General features: G+C 62.3%; 19 protein-coding genes, 2 rRNA genes and 1 pseudogene (1 of these 22 only partly in view). 7 read left to right on the top strand and 15 right to left on the bottom strand.

Features of this window, described 5'->3' with window-relative positions:
- The 3 genes from PSAL_RS11630 to PSAL_RS11620 all read left to right on the top strand — a co-directional run.
- Positions 1–1,499: ribosomal RNA gene (locus PSAL_RS11630) — 23S ribosomal RNA — on the top strand; it begins 1,340 nt to the left of the window's first position.
- A 110-nt stretch (positions 1,500–1,609) separates the two neighbouring features.
- A 5S ribosomal RNA gene (gene rrf / locus PSAL_RS11625) occupies positions 1,610–1,724 on the top strand.
- Between the two features lie 145 nt (positions 1,725–1,869).
- On the top strand, positions 1,870–2,376 hold the full coding sequence (locus PSAL_RS11620) for an acyloxyacyl hydrolase (protein ID WP_119840296.1): 507 nt from the start codon (positions 1,870–1,872) through the stop codon (positions 2,374–2,376).
- Between the two features lie 30 nt (positions 2,377–2,406).
- On the opposite strand, the gene PSAL_RS11615 is transcribed toward PSAL_RS11620, so the two are convergent.
- A complete protein-coding gene (locus PSAL_RS11615; protein ID WP_119840295.1) occupies positions 2,407–2,892 on the bottom strand; it encodes a MarR family winged helix-turn-helix transcriptional regulator in 486 nt (161 codons plus the stop codon).
- 272 nt (positions 2,893–3,164) lie between these two features.
- On the opposite strand from PSAL_RS11615, the gene ectA reads away from it, so the two are divergent.
- From ectA to PSAL_RS11595, 4 genes are all read left to right on the top strand, one after another.
- Positions 3,165–3,662 carry a diaminobutyrate acetyltransferase gene (gene ectA / locus PSAL_RS11610; protein ID WP_231388500.1) on the top strand — a complete coding sequence of 166 codons (498 nt, stop codon included), beginning with the start codon at positions 3,165–3,167 and terminating at the stop codon, positions 3,660–3,662.
- A gap of 42 nt (positions 3,663–3,704) precedes the next feature.
- Positions 3,705–4,982, top strand: a complete 1,278-nt coding sequence (gene ectB / locus PSAL_RS11605) for a diaminobutyrate--2-oxoglutarate transaminase (protein ID WP_119840293.1) — start codon at positions 3,705–3,707, stop codon at positions 4,980–4,982.
- Between the two features lie 3 nt (positions 4,983–4,985).
- Positions 4,986–5,378, top strand: coding sequence for an ectoine synthase (locus PSAL_RS11600; protein ID WP_119840292.1), 393 nt, complete (start codon positions 4,986–4,988; stop codon positions 5,376–5,378).
- A gap of 245 nt (positions 5,379–5,623) precedes the next feature.
- Positions 5,624–7,060, top strand: a complete 1,437-nt coding sequence (locus PSAL_RS11595) for an aspartate kinase (RefSeq protein WP_119840291.1) — start codon at positions 5,624–5,626, stop codon at positions 7,058–7,060.
- Between the two features lie 132 nt (positions 7,061–7,192).
- Here PSAL_RS11595 and PSAL_RS11590 read toward each other — a convergent pair whose 3' ends face one another.
- The 14 genes and pseudogenes from PSAL_RS11590 to PSAL_RS11530 form a co-directional block, all read right to left on the bottom strand.
- Positions 7,193–8,002 (bottom strand): division plane positioning ATPase MipZ, encoded by an 810-nt coding sequence (locus tag PSAL_RS11590; RefSeq protein ID WP_119840290.1) that lies wholly within the window; start codon positions 8,000–8,002, stop codon positions 7,193–7,195.
- A gap of 162 nt (positions 8,003–8,164) precedes the next feature.
- Entirely contained in the window at positions 8,165–9,358 is a 1,194-nt protein-coding gene (locus tag PSAL_RS11585) for a hypothetical protein (protein WP_231388499.1), read from the bottom strand.
- 157 nt (positions 9,359–9,515) lie between these two features.
- Positions 9,516–9,737 carry a 50S ribosomal protein L31 gene (gene rpmE / locus PSAL_RS11580; protein WP_119840289.1) on the bottom strand — a complete coding sequence of 74 codons (222 nt, stop codon included), beginning with the start codon at positions 9,735–9,737 and terminating at the stop codon, positions 9,516–9,518.
- Between the two features lie 11 nt (positions 9,738–9,748).
- Positions 9,749–10,126, bottom strand: a complete 378-nt coding sequence (rplS, locus tag PSAL_RS11575) for a 50S ribosomal protein L19 (RefSeq protein ID WP_119840288.1) — start codon at positions 10,124–10,126, stop codon at positions 9,749–9,751.
- 592 nt (positions 10,127–10,718) lie between these two features.
- A pseudogene (gene trmD / locus PSAL_RS11570) lies at positions 10,719–11,495 on the bottom strand (tRNA (guanosine(37)-N1)-methyltransferase TrmD); the annotation flags it as partial.
- Positions 11,492–12,331: a hypothetical protein gene (locus PSAL_RS11565; RefSeq protein WP_119840286.1), complete on the bottom strand. Its 840-nt coding sequence runs from the start codon at positions 12,329–12,331 to the stop codon at positions 11,492–11,494. The gene PSAL_RS11565 and the pseudogene trmD, both read right to left, overlap by 4 nt.
- A gap of 1 nt (position 12,332) precedes the next feature.
- Positions 12,333–12,872, bottom strand: coding sequence for a ribosome maturation factor RimM (gene rimM / locus PSAL_RS11560; protein WP_231388498.1), 540 nt, complete (start codon positions 12,870–12,872; stop codon positions 12,333–12,335).
- A 36-nt stretch (positions 12,873–12,908) separates the two neighbouring features.
- Positions 12,909–13,043: a hypothetical protein gene (locus PSAL_RS19315; RefSeq protein WP_269212576.1), complete on the bottom strand. Its 135-nt coding sequence runs from the start codon at positions 13,041–13,043 to the stop codon at positions 12,909–12,911.
- A 69-nt stretch (positions 13,044–13,112) separates the two neighbouring features.
- On the bottom strand, positions 13,113–13,475 hold the full coding sequence (rpsP, locus tag PSAL_RS11555) for a 30S ribosomal protein S16 (RefSeq protein ID WP_119840285.1): 363 nt from the start codon (positions 13,473–13,475) through the stop codon (positions 13,113–13,115).
- An 81-nt stretch (positions 13,476–13,556) separates the two neighbouring features.
- Complete coding sequence (locus PSAL_RS11550) at positions 13,557–13,862, bottom strand: chorismate mutase (protein WP_119840284.1); 306 nt, start codon at positions 13,860–13,862, stop codon at positions 13,557–13,559.
- On the bottom strand, positions 13,855–14,460 hold the full coding sequence (locus PSAL_RS11545; RefSeq protein ID WP_119840283.1) for a GNAT family N-acetyltransferase: 606 nt from the start codon (positions 14,458–14,460) through the stop codon (positions 13,855–13,857). The genes PSAL_RS11550 and PSAL_RS11545 overlap by 8 nt, the downstream gene beginning before the upstream one ends.
- On the bottom strand, positions 14,447–15,007 hold the full coding sequence (locus tag PSAL_RS11540) for a GNAT family N-acetyltransferase (protein WP_119840282.1): 561 nt from the start codon (positions 15,005–15,007) through the stop codon (positions 14,447–14,449). Before PSAL_RS11540 ends, PSAL_RS11545 begins: the two co-directional genes overlap by 14 nt.
- Positions 15,004–15,561: a GNAT family N-acetyltransferase gene (locus tag PSAL_RS11535; protein WP_119840281.1), complete on the bottom strand. Its 558-nt coding sequence runs from the start codon at positions 15,559–15,561 to the stop codon at positions 15,004–15,006. Before PSAL_RS11535 ends, PSAL_RS11540 begins: the two co-directional genes overlap by 4 nt.
- Entirely contained in the window at positions 15,558–16,112 is a 555-nt protein-coding gene (locus PSAL_RS11530; RefSeq protein WP_119840280.1) for a GNAT family N-acetyltransferase, read from the bottom strand. Before PSAL_RS11530 ends, PSAL_RS11535 begins: the two co-directional genes overlap by 4 nt.
- Positions 16,113–16,222 lie beyond the last annotated feature (110 nt).

Here is a 16,222-nt window from a genome sequence, read left to right as displayed (position 1 = left end):
GACATGAGTAGCGACAAAGAGTGTGAGAGACACTCTCGCCGAAAGTCCAAGGGTTCCTGCTTAAAGCTAATCTGAGCAGGGTAAGCCGGCCCCTAAGTCGAGGCAGAAATGCGTAGACGATGGGAATCAGGTTAATATTCCTGAGCCAGTGGGATGTGACGGATTGCGACGGTTGTTCCTCCTTATCGGATTGGAGGGGCCGCTTAGCAGTTCCGGAAATAGCCCCACGTCAGACCGTACCCTAAACCGACACAGGTGGACTGGTAGAGAATACCAAGGCGCTTGAGAGAACGATGTTGAAGGAACTCGGCAAAATACCTCCGTAAGTTCGCGAGAAGGAGGCCCGGTAGATACGCAAGTATTTGCCGGGGGCACAAACCGGGGGTGGCGACTGTTTACTAAAAACACAGGGCTCTGCGAAGTCGCAAGACGACGTATAGGGTCTGACGCCTGCCCGGTGCCTGAAGGTTAAAAGGAGGAGGGGTGCAAGCTCTGAATTGAAGCCCGGGTAAACGGCGGCCGTAACTATAACGGTCCTAAGGTAGCGAAATTCCTTGTCGGGTAAGTTCCGACCTGCACGAATGGCGTAACGACTTCCCCGCTGTCTCCAACATCGACTCAGCGAAATTGAATTGCCTGTCAAGATGCAGGCTTCCCGCGGTTAGACGGAAAGACCCCGTGCACCTTTACTACAGCTTCACACTGGCATTAGGCCGAACATGTGCAGGATAGGTGGTAGACTTTGAAGCCGTGGACGCTAGTCCCGGTGGAGTCACCCTTGAGATACCACCCTTGTTCTGCTTGATGTCTAACCGCGATCCGTTATCCGGATCCGGGACCCTGTGTGGCGGGTAGTTTGACTGGGGCGGTCGCCTCCTAAAGCGTAACGGAGGCGCGCGAAGGTTGGCTCAGAGCGGTCGGAAATCGCTCGTTGAGTGCAATGGCAGAAGCCAGCCTGACTGCGAGACTGACAAGTCGAGCAGAGTCGAAAGACGGCCATAGTGATCCGGTGGTCCCAAGTGGGAGGGCCATCGCTCAACGGATAAAAGGTACGCCGGGGATAACAGGCTGATACTGCCCAAGAGTCCATATCGACGGCAGTGTTTGGCACCTCGATGTCGGCTCATCTCATCCACGGGGCTGGAGCAGGTCCCAAGGGTACGGCTGTTCGCCGTTTAAAGAGGTACGTGAGCTGGGTTTAGAACGTCGTGAGACAGTTCGGTCCCTATCTGCCGTGGGTGTAGGATACTTGAGAAGAGTTGCCCCTAGTACGAGAGGACCGGGGTGAACGATCCACTGGTGGACCAGTTGTTATGCCAATAGCAGTGCTGGGTAGCTATGATCGGAAAGGATAACCGCTGAAGGCATCTAAGCGGGAAGCCCCTTCAAAACAAGGTATCCCTGAGGGCCGTGGTAGACCACCACGTCGATAGGCTGGAGATGTAAGTGCAGCAATGCATTCAGTTGACCAGTACTAATGGCCCGATAGGCTTGATTTGATCCAGTAGAAGACAGAAACTTCTACGGAAAATCAAAAGCATACACATCAACAAGTAGACTTGAACCTGAACAACAATTGATAATCTCTCGACTTTGGATTTTTCCTCGGTCTGGTGGTCATAGCGCGAGCAAAACACCCAGCCCCATCCCGAACCTGGCCGTTAAGTGCCGTAGCGCTGATGGTACTGCGTCTTAAGACGTGGGAGAGTAAGTCGCCGCCAGACCTAGAAAAAATCCAAAACGATCAAAAAAACAAAAAAGCCCCCGCAAGAGAAATCTCGCAGGGGCTTTCTTGCGTAAACAAAATCACGCAATCGACACAAGACGTAAGACACGATAACAAGGCTCAAATGTTAAGGAGTCTTTGCCATGGATGGCACTTTCGCGGTTCTTTTCCTTCTTGCCGGCGCGGCCGACATGGGCATCAATTACTGCGGTGATCCTGGGTGCGTGGCGGCCAATCCGGCACAAGCGCGCCTTGCCATCAGCTATGGCGACGTCATTTTCCAGGAGAAGAAGATCGGCCATGAGGTCTATGCCCGCTACGACCTTGGCGTGCAGTACGGCCCGTTCCAGCCGACCGTGGGCCTTTCGGTTTCGGACAAGGGCGACACCTGGGTAGGCGGTGGCGCTGCCTGGACTGGCTACATCGACCAGGCCTATATCCAGCTGCACCTGATGCCTGGCTTCCATGCGCAGGGGCGTGGCCCGCAGATCGGTACCGTTCTTGAATTTCGTTCCGGCGTCGAGCTCGGCTATGAGGCGCACAACGGCATTCGCTATGGGGTTTCCTATGATCACCGATCGAATGCAGAGTTGAGCGAGACCAATCCCGGTTTGGAAACGATGCAGTTCCGGATTTCCTTCCCGATGTAGGATGGCAGGCCGGCCTCATATCGGGCCGGTCTACTGCTGGGGGGGGCGATCCTTGATGTCACCGGTGAACAGCACCGGAGAGGCATCCATGTCGTCTGCCCCCAGCATCTCTGCAACGCGTTCGAGAGCCGCGATGATCTGGGATTGTTCCCAGTCCTTCATCGCTTCGAACTTGCGCACATAGCGCTGTTGCAGCGGGTCTGGCGCCTGTTCCAACGTCAGATGCCCTTTCTCGGTCACCTGCACATTCATCTGGCGGCGATCGACCTGGCTGCGCTGTCGCGTCACCATCCCCTGTTTTTCAAGCTTGTCGAGAAGCGCGGTCACCGTCGCCTGGGTAACGCCCATCTGGACGGATATCGCCTTGGGCGTGCTCATTCCCTGGCCGGCGACCAGTTGCAGTACGCGGAACTGAACCGGGCTCAAGCCTGCAGCCTGTGCCAGTTCCTTTCCGAAAAGCTCGGTCGCGCGAAGGATTCTTCGCAAGGCAATCAGGCTGATATCCGTCCGGTCCATATCCCACCATCGTCCGTTCGCAGGCAGAACATGGTCGCATTGCGACGGCGGAAAGGCAATTCTTCGCTGATACATAGCAGTTTGATCTGTCATAGCGCTACAAACTTAGGGAATATGAAGGGTATTCAAGTTCAGATAGGCCATAATTGCGTAAAAGTCAGAAAAAAACTTTGATGACTTGAATTATTCTGCGGTGAGGTTACTTTGTCTGGCGAAGCAACAAGAGTGCAGGACCTATGCTTGACGGAACCGGAACACTTCAATCTACGACAATGACGCTGCGCAAGCCCGTCGCCGAGGATGGTGAAGCCATCTGGAGCCTGGTGCAGGCGTGCAAGCCGCTCGACGAGAACTCGATGTACTGCAATCTCGTGCAGTGCGATCATTTCGCCGGGACTTGCGTCGTTGCCGAGGTCGAAGACCAGGGTGTCATGGGGTGGGTTTCGGGGCATGTCCTCCCCGATGATCCCTCAACGCTGTTCGTCTGGCAGGTGGCGGTTTCCTCCGAGGCACGTGGCCTTGGGTTGGGCGGCAAGATGCTGTCCCATCTGGTGAACCGCCCCGGTCTGTCCAATGTGCGCCGCATCAAGACCACGATCACCAAGGACAACGACGCCTCTTGGGCGCTGTTCCGTCGGTTCGCTAGCCGGACCGGGGGCGAACTGAGCCATGAGCCGCATTATACCAAGGGTGATCACTTTGGCGGGCGCCACGACACTGAGCATATGGTGACCATCGAGATGCGCGGCGGCCTGAAAAAGGCTGCCTGACGCCTCTGCGCTCACCTCATCTCCCCATTCAAGGATATCCCCATGCCGACCGAAACATCTTCGATTTTCACACGGCGGGAATCGGAAGCGCGCAGCTATTGCCGCAGCTTCGATACCGTTTTCACCAAGGCCAGCGGCTCGATCATGACCGACGCGGAGGGGCGCGAGTACATCGACTTTCTCGCCGGTTGCTCGTCGCTGAACTACGGCCATAACGATGCCGACATGAAGTCGGCGCTGATCGATCATATCAGCGCCGATGGCATTGCCCATGGTCTCGACATGTATACCGACACCAAGGCCGCCTTCCTGGAAACCTTCGAGCGTCACATCCTCAAGCCGCGGGGCATGGACCACAAGGTGATGATGGTTGGCCCGACCGGCACCAATGCCGTAGAGGCCGCGATGAAGCTGGCCCGCAAGGTGACGGGGCGGACCAACATCATCTCCTTCACCAACGGTTTCCACGGCATGACGCTTGGCGCTCTGGCCGCGACCGGCAACGAAGGCAAGCGCGGCGGTGCGGGTATCGACCTGCACGGCGTGACGCGGATGCCCTTCGAGGGCGCCTTCGGCGAGGACGTCGATACACTGGCGATCATCGAGACCATGCTGGACAATCCCAGTTCGGGCATCGACGCCCCGGCCGCCTTCCTGGTCGAGCCCGTGCAAGGCGAAGGTGGCCTGAACGCCGCTTCTGCCGATTGGCTGCGCGGCATCGCCCGCATCGCCAAGAAACACGGCGCGCTGCTCATCCTGGACGACATCCAGGCGGGTATCGGGCGCACCGGCACCTTCTTCTCCTTCGAGGAGATGGGGATCGAGCCGGACATGGTGCCGATGGCCAAGTCGCTGTCGGGCATGGGTCTGCCCTTTGCCGCGCTGCTGGTGAAACCCGAACATGACATCTGGAAGCCGGCCGAGCATAACGGCACCTTCCGGGGCAATACCCATGCCTTCGTGACCGCCCGTGTCGCGATCGAGAAATTCTGGGCCGACGACAGCTTCCAGAAGGACATCGCGACCAAATCCGCGATCCTCAGTGAAGCCATGGACGAACTGGCCAAGGAAATTCCCGGCGCCACCGTCAAGGGCCGTGGCATGATGATGGGCGTTGATGTCGGTTCCGGGGATCTGGCTGCGGATATCTGCGCGGAATGCTTCCGCAACGGTGTTATCATCGAGACCTCGGGTGCGATGGACGAGGTGGTCAAGGTGCTTGCCCCGTTGACCACGCCGGTTGAAACCTTCCGCAAGGGTCTGAAGATTCTGCTGGAAGCCGCCGCCGAGAAGAAACAGATCAAATTTGCTGCGGAGTAACCAATGATTATTCGTGATTTCAACAAGCTGATCGAAGACGAAAAGTCCCGCGTTGTTTCGGACGCCAACTGGACCTCGGTCCGGATGCTGCTGGCCGATGACGGGATGGGCTTTTCCTTCCACATCACATTCCTGGAAGCGGGTTCGGAGCATACGTTCCACTACAAGAACCACTTCGAAAGCGTCTACTGCATGCAGGGCAAGGGCCGGATCACCGATCTGGCCACCGGCGAGGTCCACGAGATCAAGCCCGGCGTCATGTATGCGCTCGACAAACATGACAAGCACACTGTCGTGGCCGACGAAGAGCTGATCATGGCCTGCTGCTTCAACCCGCCGGTCACCGGCAAGGAAGTGCACCGCGAAGACGGCTCCTACGCGCTTGAAGACGCCTGAGACGCAGTGGCCGGGGGTTTCCCCGGCCTTCGTCCATCCGGGCATTCAGGATGCCCGACGAGCCAAGTCCAGACCGGCCAAATCCAGACGGGCCAAGTCCAGACGGGCCAAGTCCAGACGGGCCAAGTCCAGACGGGCCAATCCAGGCAGGTCAAAGCCAGACGGGCCAATCCAGGCAGGTCAAAGCCAGATCGGTCAATGTCAGATCGGCTAAAGAAGGAGCCCGGCCTCGGCCGGGAAACCAGATGAATTTTCCAAAGCATACAGTCGAGAAAATCGGCGGCACCTCGATGAGCAAGGTGCATGAACTTCGCGATTCGCTGCTGATCGGGGATCGCGACGATCTATACCACCGCATCTTCGTGGTTTCTGCCTTCGGCGGCATCACCAACAAGCTGCTCGAACACAAGAAGTCCGGCCAGCCGGGTGTCTATGCGCTGTTTTCCAACGACGACAACGCTCATGGTTGGCTCGACGCGCTGACCGAGGTCGGCGAAGCGATGCGCGAAGCCCACCGGGTCGTGCTGGAGCATTCTGCCGATATCCACGTGGCCGATGAGTTCGTTCGTGAACGTGTCGAGGGCGCGCGCTCTTGCCTGTTCGATTTGCAGCGGCTGTGCTCCTACGGGCATTTCAAGCTGTCCGATCACATGCTGAGCATCCGTGAACTGCTGTCGGGGCTGGGCGAGAGCCATTCGGCCTTTGCCACCACGCTGATGTTGCAACGGGCAGGCGTGAACGCGCGTTGCATCGATCTGTCGGGCTGGCGCGACGAAAGCGAACCGGACTTGCGCGACCGGATCCGGTCGGGTCTGGAAGGCGTCGACCTGGCGAGCGAATTGCCGATCGTCACCGGCTACGCGCAATGTCGCGAAGGCCTGATGCGCGAATTTGACCGGGGCTATTCCGAGGTGACATTTTCGAACATCGCCGGGGAAACCGGCGCTGCCGAAGCGATCATCCACAAGGAATTTCACCTGTCTTCCGCCGATCCCAAGCTGGTCGGCGAAGACGCAGTGCGCAAGCTGGGTCACACGAATTACGACGTGGCCGACCAGCTTTCCAACATGGGGATGGAGGCGATCCACCCCAAGGCGGCCAAGATCCTGCGCAAGGCGGGCATCCCGTTGCGCGTCGCCAATGCCTTTGAACCCGCTGATCCGGGAACGCTGATCGACGAAGAACCCGCCGAGATCCCGCAGGTCGAAATCGTCACCGGTCTGGGTGTCACCGCTTTCGAGGTGTTCGAACAGGACATGGTGGGTGTGAAGGGCTACGATCAGGGTATCCTCGAGGTGCTGACGCGCCACAAGGTGCGCATCGTGTCCAAGGCGACCAATGCCAATACGATCATCCACTACCTCGATGCGCCACTGAAGGCGATTCGGAGGGTAGAGCGCGACGTGCTGAGCGCCTTCCCCAACGCGCAGGTGCGGTTGAACCGGATGACCCTGGTCTCGGCCATCGGCCGAAACCTGTTCGAACTCGACGCGACCGAGCGCGGCATGAAGGCGCTGCGTGAAGGCGGCGTGCGGACCCTTGCCGTGCAGCATGTGCCCGGCAGTGTCGACGTGCAGTTCCTGCTGGCACAGGACCAGGAAGACGCGGCCATCCGCATCCTGCACTCCGCGCTGGTGGAAACGCAGGAAGAGCCGGGATCCAAGCGGTTGAAGGTCGCCTGAGCGGCCCATTCCGACAAATGACCAAAGGCCGGGTGCACCACGCGCCCGGCCTTTTTCGTGCTCTGCCGACCAGGCCCGACCAGCCGGTGCCGGTCAGCGCCTGATGTCAGGGGCGCGCGAAACGGCGCTGGTTCAGAAGGTCACATCGACGCCGGGCAATTGCAGCGCCTTCAGCAGGTCGCGCAATTCCTGGCGGGCGGCGATGTTGGACATGTTCAGGCTGGTGATGCCGAGGTCCTTCAGATCCAGCAGCGTCAGGCCGCGCGGAAACAATTCGCGAAAGATCACCCGTTCGCTGAAGCCCGGCACGACGCGAAAGCCGATGCGCTGCGACAGCCGGCCAAGGGCGCTTTCCATCTTCTTCTTGTTGACCATGGCCTGCGTGCCCAGCCGGTTGCGCAGCACCACCCAATCGATGGGTTTCATCCCCGATTGGGACCGTAACTGCCGCGCCGACCAGACCATTTCGGAATAGACCGACGGCCCGAGGATCTTTTCCCCGTCACTGTCGATGGTCGCCAGCAAGTCGAAATCGATGAAGCTGTCGTTCAGCGGCGTGACCAGCGTATCGGCCAGCGAATGCGCCACCTGGCTTAGCCGCGTATGCGACCCGGGGCAGTCGATCAGGATGAAATCCGACACCGGAGCCAGATCGGCCAGCCCCTTGTAAAGGCGCTTGTCAAAGATGTTTTCGCCCGGCGACAAGTCGGCGGCATCGACTTCGGGCAGTTCGAAGAACTCGGGCGAGGGCAAGCTCAGCCCCTCTTTCTCCATCGTGCGTTTCCGGTTCGAGACATAGCGCGCGAAGGTTCGCTGGCGCAGATCCATGTCCATGACCGAAACCCGGTGGCCCATGCGCGCCAGCGCGGTGCCGATATGCATCGAGACGGTGGACTTGCCCGCGCCGCCCTTCTCGTTTCCGACAACGATGATATGCGCCATGCTCTGACCCTCGTTAAGACGGCGCTCTGCGGCCCCTGTGTCGCACCACTATAGGTGGCTGACGATTCGAGGAAAAGCGCTTGTGTGCGATCTGCCCGCAAACGCGGCATTCATGTCGGGGCAGGGGGGACGGGCCGGCCGCAATGGCGGACCCGGCTTGGATCATTCGACCGCCTGCCCGAAGACGGCGATGCAAAGGCCCAGCACCGCGAGCGCGCCGAAAAGCCCGCGCTTGGCCCCGCTGGCATTCATCGCCGCAATCAGCGCCTGCGCGGCGTAGTAAAGCGCAAAGGCGCGCGAGGCATAGGCGATGATCTCGAACACATCGGCCGTCCAGGTCAGGGCCAGCCCAAGCACGCATAGCACCGCATAGCCCTTCTTGGCGGTCAGCCGGCCACGCGACAATTCCTCGATCAGCCCACCCGCGCCGCCTGTATCGGCAACGGCGGCGCTGAACTGCGCAGCCAGTGCGCCGAGGATCAGCAGGAAGGGCAGGATCGGCGTCACGTCCTCCATCATCGCGATGATCGAGGTCTCGGTCAGCTCGCCCTCGGGCACCCTGTGGGCGAAGACCAGCAGAACCACATAGGCAAGGTAGATCAGCCCGGCCAGAATCTGGGCCATCCGCATCGACCGCACGCGGGTCACGGCATCATAGGATTTCCCGAGGTAGCGCGAGGTTTCGAAACCCTGCACCGTGACCAGCAGACCAAAGGCCAGGGTGATCGCGGGAAGGCCACTGATGCTGATCTCCGGCGTGAACAGCGCGTCACTCTGGACCGCATAGACCATGAAGACCGCCAGCCCGGCCAACAGCCCGGCGATGATCGCCAGCTTGACGCCGACGGTCAGGTACTCGGCCCGCTCCAGCATGGCAAAGCCGCGCCCGTAGCCCAGCACGAAGACCAGGACGAAGGCCGCCGATGTCACGATGCGCCCCGCGAACTGGCCCGGCCAGGGGGTCAGCTCCGCAAAGAAGGCGCCGAACAGGTTCAGGTAATAGGCCACCGAAATCACATAGGCGAGGGCAAGCAACGCGGCAGCGATGCTTTCCAGCCGCGATGGCTCCTCCGGGGTGTCGCCGATCCGGGCGATGTTCTCGCGGATCGCGCTGCCAAAGGCCCAGGCGCCGAGGCAGAGCAGCGCCATGATCGCCGGGGCAAGCCAGCCATAGCTATGGGCCAGGATCGGCCCCAGCACCAGAAAGCCCGATCCGATGATCGAGGCCAGGGGCGTCACCATCGCGCGCCACACGTTCCAGTTGCTGAGGCGCGGCAGGAACAGGACCCAGCCCGCGATGGCTGTTGCCAGAACGACGATGACAGAAGTCAGGGAAAATACCGGTACGGGATCCAAGTTTTCGCTCCTTCAGAGCCGTGAAACATCACCTTGCGCGTCTCCGGGTCCGCCATCGCCACACCTGTGACAGCGGACAGGCACCAGTCCCGCCCAAACGAAAAATGCCGCGACCCCAGGGGGCCACGGCATCCACTCTTCCACCGATTGAAGGGACTTAGAAGCCCAGACCGGCGTATTTGCTCTTGAACTTCGACACGCGGCCGCCGGCGTCCATCAGGCGCGAATTGCCGCCGGTCCAGGCCGGGTGCACGCTCGGATCGATGTCGAGCGACATGGTGTCGCCTTCCTTGCCCCAGGTGGAGCGCATCTTGAGTACCGTACCATCGGTCATCTTGACGTCGATGAAGTGGTAGTCGGGATGGGTATCCTTTTTCATGACGCCGCTCCTCAGGCTTGTGCTTTGGGTTTGTAGTTGGTGACTTCCGCGATACGTGCGGACTTGCCGCGACGCGAACGCAGGTAATACAGCTTGGCGCGACGAACGCGGCCACGACGCACGACTTCGATGGAATCGATGTTGGTCGAATGCAGCGGGAACACACGTTCCACGCCTTCACCGAAGGAAATCTTGCGGACGGTGAAAGAACCGGCAATGCCCGAACCGTTCTTGCGGCTGATGCAAACGCCTTCGTAGTTCTGGATCCGCGAGCGCGTGCCCTCGGTCACCTTGAAGCCGACGCGGATGGTGTCGCCGGCCTTGAAATCGGGGATGGTTTTCCCCAGCGAAGCGATCTGCTCCGCTTCGAGCTGTGCGATAAGGTTCATCGCTGTTCTCCTATCTGCCCGCGGTTGCTCCGCGAAGGTGGTTTCCGCCTCAGAGCTCCGGTCTTCATCGGGTCCCGGCCCTGATCTGACATCAGGGGCAGCCCGCCGGAGGATTCAGGTCGACTGACTTGATCCCGCTTGTCCCGCCACGTCCGCCGAAGAAAAGGAACGTATGGCATAGACAAAACAGTCCGGCTGGCCGATTCCGGCCCCGGACAGCGCGCGTATAGGCCAGTTCCCACCTCATTTCAAGCGCCGCTTGCAGGGGCTCTCTCATCTGGCCGAAAATACTCTCGGGGGTGAATTGGGCCGTAGGCCCAAGAGGGGGCAGAAGCCCCCTGATCCCGCCCGTCGCAGGCGAAGAGCGTGGCCGCCGCAGGCGCACGATCCCTTAACGGCGCGATTACCCCCGCGCCAGCCAGAACAATTGCGCCGCTGCCTGCCAGGGATTCACAGGCAGGCTTATCTGATCGCCGGTCTCGCGCAGCACCGTAAGCAGGGCAGGGCCGGCATCCGGGGCGCCGTGCCGTTCAAGGAAGACGGCCAGACTTTCGGCGTCCTGCACCATGGCCACGGGATCGTCCAGCAGCCCGGCGCGCGCCGCCGCCCACAGATCGGGGCGCCGCGCCCGGGTGATTGCCTCGCCCATGGCCTGGCGCCACTTGGCGATGTTCCCGTGGTGACCCGACATCAGCACATCCGGGATCGTCCGACCCTGCCATTCGGCGGGCTTGGTGTATTGCGGATGTTCCAGCAGCCCCTCGGAAAAGCTTTCCTCGACGGCAGAGTCGGCATTGCCCAGCACCCCCGGCAACAGCCGCACGGTCGCGTCCAGCATCGCCTGCGCGGCGATCTCGCCCCCGGTCATGACGAAATCGCCAAGCGACACTTCCAGGATGCCGTATTCCTCGATCACCCGCTCGTCGAGGCCCTCGAAACGCCCGCAGATCAGGTTCACACCGTCGGCGCGGGCCAGGTTGCGGGCCATCTGCTGATCGAACCGGCGGCCCCGCGGGCTGAGGTAGATCAGCGGCGCATTGCCCCGGCTCTGGGCCAGAATATCCTCGATCGCGGCGCCCATGACATCGGCACGCAATACCATGCCTGCCCCGCCGCCCGCAGGGGTATCATCGACATTGCGGTGCTTGCCGATGCCGTAGCTGCGCAGGTCGACCGTCGTCATCTGCCACAGCCCGTCCTTCAGCGCCTTGCCGGTCAGGCTTTCGCCAAGGATGCCGGGAAAGGCCTGCGGCAACAGGGTGATGACCTGCGCCTGCCAGACCCCGGAAAGGCGCGGGGCCTCGTCCATCAGGCTGCGGGGTTTGAGGCTGGCGGAAATGCTCTTGCGGCCATGGGATTTCAGGGTCATCGGGTCTCTTCGGGACGTGTATGGGGGACCTGCGACAGCATCTGCGCCTCGGCCCGCGCGACCAGGGCGGCCTTTTCGCGGCGCAGCGCCTCAGGGGCGGCGTCCGAGCGGTTGAGGTCCAGCAGGCTGCTGCGTACTTCGGCGGGCAAGGCGCTGTTGCGGTGGGGAACCGGGGCCATGCGCTGGCGCAGAGCCAAGGGAATCTCGGCCAGATCCAGCAGCGGTGCCAGCGGGCCGTGCTCCTGACCTTGGCACGCCTCAAGCGGCGTTTGAACGACGGTCATATCACCGGGCAGGGCGCCGATGATGGCCGCGACCTGAGCGCTCAGATCCGCATGGGGGCGCTGCCAGTCGGTGTAGTCCTGCAGATCCATACGCATCCGCGAGGCGCGCAGATGTTGCGCATGGCAGCTTTGCGTCCATGCGTCGGGCGCGCGGGTTGAATAGTGGATCGTAGTCTCGGGGCGGTCGCCCCAGACCTCTGCCACGGTGTCCAGCAGGGCGGTCATCAGTGGCGCGGCCACTGGATAGCCCTGTCGCCCCTCGCGGCCCGGCATGGCGCCGGACAGGTCCTCTCCAGACAGCAGGACAAGGCGCGGGTCGGCCGGATCGATGGTTTCGAACAGGCAGGCGACCTCGTAGATGAACAGGCTCATCTCCAGCGGCTCGGGGCACTGGCCATAGGTCCGGGCGGCCTTGCAGAGCGCGGGCATGTCGGATTTCACGTAGACCCGCAGGTGGCTGGCCAGCTTTTGCCGGTCCCGCTTCAGCGCATGTTGGACCGCGCTGGTGCCGGTCTTGTGGAAACCGGGATGGATGACCAGCCGGGGCAGCATGTCAGAACAGGCCCTCGGGGGGATCGGCGATGATGCGCCCGCCCGCCAGATCGACAGTCGGCACGGCATCGAGCGTGAACGGCAGCAGAACCGACCCGGTCAGACCGGGGCCGGTGATTTCCAGCAGATCGCCGGCGCCATGGTCCAGCACCGCCTTCACCCGGCCCAGCACAGTGCCCCCGGTGTCGAGCACCGTCAGCCCGATCAGGTCGGCGTGGTAATATTCATCATCCGGCAGCGCGGGCAGTCGGTCGCGCGGTGCATGCAGGCGGACACCGCGCAGGGCATCGGCCTCTTCCTTGGTTTCGACGCCGCTCAGCCGCGCGGCGAAGCCGTTCTTGATCGGCCGGGTCAGGGTGACGGTCCAAAGGGTCGCGCCGTCTTCGCTGCTCAGCGGGGAATAGTCCCCGATGGCTTCCGGATCGGCGCAAAAGCTTTTCAGGCGGACTTCGCCGCGCACACCGAAGGAACCGGCAATCGCCCCGACGCAGATCAGCGTATCGGGTCCGATTTCAGAATTGGGGGTATCGTTTTCGCTCACCGCGGACCTCTTGCGTGGGACAAAGCTGGCGCAGCCTTACTGGCAAAGCACTCCGGCCGTAAGATCCGCCCTTGCCAGGCAGTCCTGTTGCTGGCGTTCGTGCTGATAAAGCATGCCTGCGATGAAAGCGGCGCCAAGCATCAGGATCAGGCGAAACGGGCGCAGCAGCAAGGGGCGATCCTGTCTCGGTCAGGGAAAAATGGCCCCACCCCCGACAGGGGGCAGGGCCAGGACGCAGAATTACTCTGCGGTTTCTTCGGTCGCTTCGGCAGCCTTGGCGGCCTTGGCTTCGGCGCGTTCCTGGGCGGCTTTGCCCGGGGTGCCTTTTTTCGGGTTCGCGCGCTCGGTCTTCGGCTTCACGCCGGCGGCTTCCAGGAAGCGGGCCACACGGTCGGTGGGCTGGGCGCCCTGGTCGAGCCAGTACTGGATGCGCTCCATGTCGAGCTTCACGCGCTCTTCGCTGTCCTTGGCGAGCAGCGGGTTGTAGCTGCCCAGCTTCTCGATGAAGCGGCCGTCGCGCGGCTTGCGGCTGTCAGCGGCGACAACACGGTAGAAGGGGCGTTTTTTCGAGCCACCACGGGCAAGACGGATTTTCATGGCCATTGAGAGATCTCCTTAAGAATGGCGTTGGTCGGACGGCTTGTGCCGCCGGTCAGGTTGGTCGAGGGGGCCTTGCGGGACCCCTCAGGATTGGTGTTGCCGGTGATGCCGGATCACCTCCTGAATGATGAAGTTCAGGAATTTCTTCGCGAAGGCCGGGTCCAGATCGGCCTCCTGTGCAAGCGATTCCAGACGGGCGATCTGGCGCGCTTCGCGGTCGGGGTCGGAGGGCGGCAGATCGTTTTCCGCCTTCAGCCGACCCACGGCCTGGGTGTGCTTGAACCGCTCACCCAGGGTATAGACAAGGATCGCATCCAGCCGGTCGATACTGTCACGATGTTCGTGCAGCAGCGCATCGGCGCGGGCCACGGGATCTTGGGTTTCAGTCAAGAGCGTATCCTTTCGGCTGAAATAGCGGGTCCTGATAGGATCGGATTTCCATCGCGATCCCGTCCGCGATCTGGCTGTCTTTCAGGGCCGCGGGCGACGGGTGACGGTAGCAGACGTCATTGCCATCGACCGAGGCCGCCTCGGGGTCCTTCACCGCGCCAAGCCGTTCGGCCAGCCGGATCGAATCGAGGTTCTTGGGGTCCACGTAGGACACCGCCCCCTGCCAGCCGAGCTGGTCATAGAACCAGGCGCGGGCCGCATGGGTGGCTTCCAGGGCATAGCCCTTGCCGGCGGTTTCGGGCCAGATGATCCAGGCCAGCTCCGCTTCGGGCCATTGCGCGGGCTTCCAGCCTCCGGCCATGCCAAGGGCGCGGTCGGTGACCTTGTCGTGGATCATCCACATGCCGTAGCCGCGGATCTGCCAGTGCCCGATCTCGGCGGCATAGAGCATCCATGTTTCATAGGGCGACAGCGGCCCGCCCATGAAACGCGACCGGTAAGACGCAAAGGTGGCGCGGAAATCCGGAAAATCCTCGGGCTCGGGGCCACGCAGGACAAGACGGGTGGTTTCCAGCACGGGAATATCACTCAGCGGCATCGGTGACCTCCGACACGGAGGGGTGGCGATAGATCAGGCAGGGCGTGCCCAGCAGGATGCCTTCGCGTTCGATCACCGCACCCAGCCGTTCGGCCAGCGCGCGCGAGCGCAGGTTGGCCGGGTCGATATGGCTGATCAGCCGGTCCAGGCCCAGGGCATTGGCCGCATGGGCGCGGATGGTCGTGGCGGCCTCATGGGCCAGGCCCCGGCCCTCGCCGGCGGCGAACATGTGCCAGCCAAGCTCGGGTTCGGGCCAGGTGACATGGTTGATGACGCCGATCCGGCCAAGCGCCGCGCCGCTGGCCCGGTCTTCCAGTGTCCAGAAGCCATAGCCGAACCACATCCAGTGCCCGATGGCAGAGGTAAAGCCGCGCCAGACATCGAAATCCGTTTCCGCCGGCCCGCCGATGAACCGCGTGCGCTCTGCGTCGCGGGCAAAGTCCGACACGGTCGCGAAATCCTCTGCGCGGGGCCCGCGCAGGATCAGGTGCTCGGTCTCGAGGACCGGCACGGGGATCTCGTGATGGGGGGCGGGCAGGGTGGTCATGCGTAGGCCTCGGGACCGCCATCGGTCAGGGCCTCTGGACCCGGATGGCGATAAACATGCAGGGGCCCGAAACGGGCATGCTGGAAGGCGCCGTCGCGCTGCGCGCCAAGCCGTTCGGCAACGCGGGCAGAGCCGTGGTTTTCCGGCGCCACCAGGCTGATCGCGGTGGTCCAGCCCAGCACGTCATAGGCAAAGGCGCGCGCGGCCAGGGCTGCTTCGGTGGCATAGCCGCGCCCCTCGTGGCCGTTCATCAGGTCCCAGCCGATTTCGGCCTCGGGCCAGCCATCGGGGTTCCACAGGCCGACCATGCCGACGGTTTCGCCGGTCTCGGTCAGATCCGCCATCCAGCGCCCGTAGCCGCGCAGGGTCCAATGGCCGATCTCGGTCGCCAGTTGGCGCCAGGTCTTTTCGCGATCCAGCGGGCCGCCGACGAAATGCGACCGTTCCGAGCCATAGAAGGCCGACAGCAGGTCGTGATCCTGTGCAGCAGGGCCGCGCAATGTCAGGCGTTCGGTCTGCAGGACCGGGATGGCGGCAAGCGTCGGTTGGGTCATGCGAGCCCCTCCAGCAGTTTGCGTCCGGCGGCGGTTTTCGGGAAATGCCGCCAGATCCGCAGGTCGCCGGTCATGTTGTGAAAGAACATGCCTTCGGAGCGCGCCCCGAGGCGTTCGACCATGGCGACAGACCGGTCGTTTTCCGGGTCCACCAGCGATACGCAGGAGGCCCAGCCTTTGTCCTGGAACAGCCAGTCCAGCACGCAACGCGCCGCTTCGGTTGCGATGCCGCGCCCTTCGGCGCCATCCAGAAGCTGCCAGGACAGTTCGGGTTCGGGCCAGCCGCGCGGGAACCAGGGGCCGACAAGCCCGCAGTTCATGCCGGTTTCCTTCTCGATCACCGCGAAATGGCCATAGCCGCGCAGGTGCCAGTGTCCGATGATCGTGGCAATCGACCACCAGGCGGCCTCTTCGTCCGGGTGCTGATCCACGAAGGGGCGCGCGCCGGGCATCAGATAGGCGGCCACGGCGTCGAAATCCGGCGCAGCCGGGCAGATCAGGCACAGGCGATCGGTTTCCAGCACGGGATAGACGGGGGACAGGGACATCATGCGCGCAGCCCTCCCTGAGGCGCCGCAGCGCAGGGCCGGAAGGAACAAGACACGTCAAAGTCGCCGCCAAAGTGCGACAAGGCCAGGGCCCTTGGGGATATGATGCGCGC

Source organism: Pseudooceanicola algae (assembly GCF_003590145.2).
GTDB lineage: Bacteria > Pseudomonadota > Alphaproteobacteria > Rhodobacterales > Rhodobacteraceae > Pseudooceanicola > Pseudooceanicola algae.
Note: the sequence above shows the minus strand (reverse complement) of the source record. Positions and strands in the feature narration are given on the sequence as shown.